The sequence below is a fragment of the Microcoleus sp. bin38.metabat.b11b12b14.051 genome (genome assembly GCF_013299165.1).
Lineage (GTDB): Bacteria > Cyanobacteriota > Cyanobacteriia > Cyanobacteriales > Microcoleaceae > Microcoleus.
This window is the reverse complement of sequence record NZ_JAAFKD010000045.1, coordinates 34,503-40,502: the sequence shown is the minus strand read 5'-3', so window position 1 is coordinate 40,502 and position 6,000 is coordinate 34,503. Positions and strand designations below refer to the sequence as shown.

Sequence of the window (6,000 nt, the reverse complement as noted above, 5' to 3'; positions counted from 1 at the left end):
CTGAGATTAAAAAAATCGTCGATCTAGTCAAACATCAGAATCCTAACACAATTTGCTTTGTTGATAATTGTTACGGCGAGTTTGTTGATGATTGCGAACCTACTGCTGTGGGTGCAGATCTGATGGCTGGTTCTTTGATCAAAAATCCCGGGGGTACGATCGTCCCTGCGGGTGGTTACGTGGCTGGCCGTGCCGATTTGGTGTCGCAGGCAACTTGTCGCTTGACGGCGCCGGGAATCGGCAGCAGCGGGGGCGCTACTTTTGATTTGAATCGCTTGCTGTTTCAGGGTTTGTTCCTCGCCCCCGGGTTTGTGGGCGAGGCGATGAAGGGCAATCATTTGACGGCTTATGTTTTTTATAAGTTGGGTTATCGGGTGAATCCGATTCCTTTGGCGAAAAGACGCGATGTGATTCAGGCGATCGAATTTGGTTCGCCTGATAAGTTAATTGCTTTTTGTCGGGCGGTGCAGCAAAATTCCCCCGTAGGCTCCTATTTAGACCCCGTACCGGCCCCGATGCCGGGGTATGAGAGTCAGTTGGTGATGGCTGGGGGTACTTTTATTGATGGGAGTACGTCGGAGTTTTCCGCGGATGGGCCTCTGAGAGAACCATATGTGGCTTTTTGTCAAGGGGGAACTCATTGGACTCATGTTTCGATCGCCCTAGAAGCTGCGATCGAGGCTGTGGGCCCAGCTAAGTCATGAACATTTTACAAAAATAATTAGGACGGGCTCTCCGGCCCGTCCCACAATATTGTCTTTTGTTGTGGGATGGGCCGGAGAGCCCGTCCCAAAATTTGATAAAAAGGACTTTTGCAATCTTGTCTAGTGAATATGTCAATTAAGGTCGATCGGCTAAATTTGTGACTAAACGCCCGTCTTCCATGTAGATAATGCGATCGGCAATATCGAGAATCCGGTTATCGTGCGTCACTAGCAAAATCGTACAGCCTTGTTCCTTTGCTAGTTTCTGCATGATTTCCACCACATCTCGCCCGGATTGTTTGTCTAAAGCCGCCGTAGGTTCATCGGCTAACACTATTTTAGGGCGGCTGACTAACGCCCGGGCGATCGCCACCCTTTGTTTTTGTCCTCCCGATAGATTTTCTGGGTAATAATTAACGCGATCGGTCAAACCCACAGCTTCCAACATAGATATTGACAAAGCATCCATATTCTGATTTAACATTTCCTTGTGTAGCTCCAAAGACATCCGCACATTTTGCTTAGCCGTCAAAAACGTCATCAAGTTATGCGCTTGAAAAATATAACCAATTTGCTTTCTCAACTTAGTTAACTGATTCTTACTAGCGCCACGTATTTCTTCCCCCAAAATTTTGAGACTCCCTTCTTGAGCCGAACGCAAGCCTCCTAACATCGTCAATAAAGTTGTTTTTCCAGAACCCGAAGGCCCCGTCATAATTACTATTTCCCCAGAATTGATATCCAGATTAATGTCAAATAAAGCTTGTTTTTTCAGGCTACCTTTACCGAAATAATGGTTGAGATTTTTGACTGAGATTACAGGTAGATTTGTGATAGTTTCGTCGAAATTGGCGGAATAATTTAGGGTTTGCATAGTAATTTGTTTTTTTTTTTATGTTTGTAGTGAGGACTTCAGTCCTTTCTTTTCTGCGGACTAAAGTCCTCATTACAAACCCGAGCAATGAGGTTTGTAGTGGGGATTTAAGTCCTCTCTTGGATGCGGACTAAAGTCCTCACTACGAACCTAATTTTGGGTGTGAGGCAGGCTTTTTTTGAATTCTAGAAAATATCTGCTGGATCTGCCGATCGCAATTTCCGCAAAGCAAGCGCCCCAGAACCAGTACACATCACAATCGTCAAACCCAAAACAGTAGTCGCTCGACTTGCCGTCATCGCAATTGGCAGCAAAGTAGCAGATTGTGCCAAAGAATACAGCCCGTTAGCCAAAACAATTCCCGGCATAAAACCCAAAACAGCTAATAGTAAAGCTTCCTGAACTAAGACACCTACTAAATAGCGATCGCTATATCCCATTGCTTTTAAAGTCGCGTACTCAGCCAAGTGATCGGAAACATCCGAATAAAGGATTTGGTAAACAATAATCAAACCAACAATGAATCCGATAATTGTACCAAATCCGAAAATAAAGCCGATCGGAGTCGCATTTCCCCAATAAGCTTTTTCAATTTCTGCAAATTCCGCTAATGTCAGAACCTTGACATCATCCGGCAAAATTCCTTTCAACATAGACTGAGCTTTCAGAATATCTGCCCCTGGTTGCAACTGAATTAAACCCACATCAATTTGATCCGGTTTACGTTCAGGAAATAAGTTCATGAAAGTAGAATCGCTAGCGATTACATTGCCATCCGCCACGAAGGATGTACCCATAGTGAAAACTCCTCCCACTTGAATATTGCGCTTGTTTAGTTCAGTTTCGAGGGTAGATTGTTTGTTAAAAATATTTGCAATCTCCCCATACTCAGGTCTAGAAGCTTGGTCAAATAACACATTATTGAACATTTGAAGCTGAGCCAAATTCTGATTGACATCTGGCAAATTAAATGTTATAGATCCCGGATCTATGCCAAAAATTAAAATTGCTCGCGTAGTCCGGTTTGTGGGATTTCGCCACTGTCCCATCCCAATATATAGTGAAGTTACAGATTTAACTCCTGCAACTCCTTGCGCTTGGTAAAGTCGCTCTCTGTTAAACTGTTTTACCGCAGCAAAAGTTTCAAATTGAGGATTGATTAACACTAAATCTGTCTGTAAACTTTCGTGTGGTTTAACAGCAGAGTCGAAGAGTGCTTCTTGAAATCCCAGTTGCACAAAAATCAGAATATCTGCAAAGGCAATTCCGGCGATAGCTACAGCAAGACGAGTTTTTTCTCTAGTTACTTGCAACCAAGCAAGGGGTGTTTTGCGAAACATAATTTTTGGTAATGGGTAATGGGTAATGGGTAATGGGTAATTTTAAAGTAGGTTTCTTTGTCGGTGAGTGGCTAAGTCCGATCGGCATTACTCAGCGCTGGAATATCAGATTGCATAATTAAGTTAATGTTGCGCGAAATTTTATCAATTTCCCAATCCCACCAGCGAATTGCTAACAGTTGTGCAACCTCAGCATCGTTGAAACGCTGCTTGATTACACTTGCGGGATTTCCACCAACAACGGTATAAGCGGGAACATCCTTTACTACAACAGATTTAGCAGCGATAATCGCACCGTCACCGATTTTAACTCCCGGCATAATCACCGATTCGTAACCGATCCAAACATCATTACCGATGACGGTATCGCCTTTACTTGGCAGTTCGATTAATAGATTAATTGCCGTTTCCCAGCCGTTGCCAAAGACAGGGAATGGATAGGTAGAAATGCCATCGAGTTTGTGGTTGGCACCGTTCATGATAAATTTGACGTTGGTGGCGATCGCACAAAATTTACCAATAATTAATTTTTCACTCCCGTAATTGTAAAGTACGTTTTTCTCGAAGTTTTCCGGGTCAATTGGATCGTCATAGTAAGAGTAATCACCTACCATAATATTGGGCGATTTCACAAAGTTTTTGATAAAGCAAACCCGGCGCTGGTGTGCCATCGGATAAGGTAGGTTTGGATCTGGCCCCAATTCTCCCATTTTCTCAATCTCCTTAATTTTTAATTGCTACTTGTACCTGCAAATTTGTCAATCCCGCAACTTGTTTGCTAGCTTCAGCATTCAGATGAATTTTTACTTCCACAACTCGGCTGTCCAAGTTTTCTCCGGGCTGGTTGCTAAACACGTTTTGCTTGCTGACTTTTAACCCAATTTCTTGAACTGTTCCCGGCAATTCTCCTACAAAGGCTTGGCTGGTAACGGTTGCTTTTTGCCCCAGCTTAATTTTGCTGATGTCAGTTTGATAAACTTCGGCGACGACTACCATTTGCTGGGTTTCTCCCACGTCTGCAATGCCGTCATCGCTGATTTTTTCCCCGGCGCGGGTATGAATTTTGAGAATCTTTCCGGGGTTGGGAGTGCGGATGTAAGCTTGATTTAATTCGGTTTGGGCGCGCTTGACTTGGGCGATGGCGCTGTTGATTTCGGTTTGCGCTGCTTGGATATCTACTGGGCGTACTTCGCCTATTTTGTCAAGAGTTGCTTGGGCTTCTTTCAGTTGTTCGCTGCCGCTATTTTTGATGCGATCGAGATTTGCTTCGGCTTCGTTAAGTTGCTGCTTGGCTGTACTGTTAATGCGGGCAAGATTTGCTTCGGCTTCGTTGAGTTGCTGGATTGCTGTACTGTTAATTCTGGCAAGATTTGCTTCGGCTTCTTCTAGCTGCTGTTTGGCTGTATTGTTGATGCGGCTGAGATTGGCTTCGGATTCTTTAACTTGCTGGCGAGTTGTTTCTAATGCCAGTCGTTTGCTGTCCATTACCGATTGAGAAATTGCGCCTTCGGCAACAAGTTCTTTGTGCCGCAAATATTCGGTTTCCGCATTATTCGACTCGGCTTTTAATTTGTTGATTGCGGCGGTTTGTCCTGTTTTTTCTCCTTGCCACTGTGCAGTTATTCTGCTGATTGTTGCTGTTTGCGCTTTCCTTTCGCCTTGCCATTGTGCGGTTATTCTATTGATGGTTGCTTGCTGTGCGGTTTTTTCGCCTTCCCACTGCGCTTGCAGTCGATCGACTGTTGCTTGTTGCGCCGCTTGATTTCCTTGAAATTCCGCCTTTAGCTTGCCAATTGTGGCAGATTGTGCTGCAAGTTCTCCCGACTTCGCCCCGGCTTTTACCTTGGCTAAATTGGCTTCAGCAACTTTGACTTTTTCTTTGGCTTCGTCTAAAGCAGATTTTAGCCGATCGCCCGCATCCAAAATCGCGATCGACTGCCCCGCTTTGACGCGATCGCCCTCTTTGACTAACAGCTTCGCCACGCGATCGCCATCCAACGCCTGCGAAACGCCCAACCGTATCACTTCGCCCACCGGTTCCAATCTTCCCAATGCCGTGATTTTCCTGGGCGGTGGCGTTTCTACGGGCAAAGGTTCAGCATTTTTAGCTAAAGATCCAAACTGAGAAATCCCGTAAAGACTTGTACCGACACTAATCGCAGCACCAGCAATTACCAATCCGATGACCAATTTATTTTTAGGCTTAATGAAAAATTGAAAATTCATATTTCTCCTAAATTTGACCTTGTTTTTTTTCTAAATAAGCCAGCAGCATTTCTTTTAATAATGTTGATTGTTCTGAAAAAGATATACTTTCACCTTGATAGAACCTTCTTGCTACCAATCCATCAATATAGTTGATAATAAATACAGCCACTGCTGGATCTGCGATACCCAAGTAGCAAAAAACGGCTTCTTTATAACGCTTTCCTGCTTGCTGAAGTGCCTGATTATTCTCAATCTCTTTGCGGGTTTTGTGCTTACAGAAATCAAAAGTAATCAACATATCCTTGAGCATATAATCCTCTTTTTTACAGAGATATTCCATCAGTTTATCGATTTTTTCTCCTAATGTTGGTGGATTTCCGAATTCTGCCAGGGCTTCTTCTTTGGTATCTTCGTAACTCAAGTATTCAATTAACTGCTCGAACAGACTTTCTTTACTCGGGAAATAGTGGTAAAGCGTGCCTGTAGAAACTCCGATTCCCAAGGCAATTTCGCGCATTGTTACGGAGGAATAGCCTTTTTCGGCAAAGAGTTCAAAACTTTTGTTCAGCAGTTCTTTGCGGTACAATTCGCGGTCAACTATCTTTGGCATGGGTCGATCGATCTGGTATGGTGGACTCTAGATCCTAGGTTATCCGAGATTTAAGGGCGATCGACCAAATATTCCTATATCGAACATCCGATATAGTATAAAACACTACACAAAATAGCTTTTGGCGGTTGAGCTTGCCAAAATTAGGTATATCGAACAGTTGTTATAATTAATGTTGCACAGACTAGCAGAGCTTGTCAAGGGGTGCAGTAAAATTATGTTTAAACTCGATTTTTCGGGGCAAATTTAGCCCAAAATATAAAA

At 43.6% G+C, this 6,000-nt stretch carries 6 protein-coding genes; 1 reads left to right on the top strand and 5 read right to left on the bottom strand.

The window, feature by feature from the left end; genetic code table 11:
- Window positions 1-704: methionine gamma-lyase family protein (locus tag QZW47_RS28435; RefSeq protein WP_293135266.1), on the top strand; the 704-nt coding region annotated here is incomplete at its 5' end.
- A gap of 136 nt (window positions 705-840) precedes the next feature.
- On the opposite strand, the gene QZW47_RS28430 is transcribed toward QZW47_RS28435, so the two are convergent.
- From QZW47_RS28430 to QZW47_RS28410, 5 genes are all read right to left on the bottom strand, one after another.
- A complete protein-coding gene (locus QZW47_RS28430) occupies window positions 841-1,578 on the bottom strand; it encodes a DevA family ABC transporter ATP-binding protein (RefSeq protein WP_293135262.1) in 738 nt (245 codons plus the stop codon).
- Between the two features lie 185 nt (window positions 1,579-1,763).
- Entirely contained in the window at window positions 1,764-2,918 is a 1,155-nt protein-coding gene (gene devC, locus QZW47_RS28425) for an ABC transporter permease DevC (protein ID WP_293135259.1), read from the bottom strand.
- Between the two features lie 71 nt (window positions 2,919-2,989).
- Window positions 2,990-3,628, bottom strand: coding sequence for a Vat family streptogramin A O-acetyltransferase (locus QZW47_RS28420; protein WP_293135256.1), 639 nt, complete (start codon window positions 3,626-3,628; stop codon window positions 2,990-2,992).
- Between the two features lie 13 nt (window positions 3,629-3,641).
- Window positions 3,642-5,144 carry an HlyD family efflux transporter periplasmic adaptor subunit gene (locus QZW47_RS28415; RefSeq protein ID WP_293135253.1) on the bottom strand — a complete coding sequence of 501 codons (1,503 nt, stop codon included), beginning with the start codon at window positions 5,142-5,144 and terminating at the stop codon, window positions 3,642-3,644.
- A 7-nt stretch (window positions 5,145-5,151) separates the two neighbouring features.
- A complete protein-coding gene (locus QZW47_RS28410; protein ID WP_293135250.1) occupies window positions 5,152-5,736 on the bottom strand; it encodes a TetR/AcrR family transcriptional regulator in 585 nt (194 codons plus the stop codon).
- Window positions 5,737-6,000: the final 264 nt, after the last annotated feature.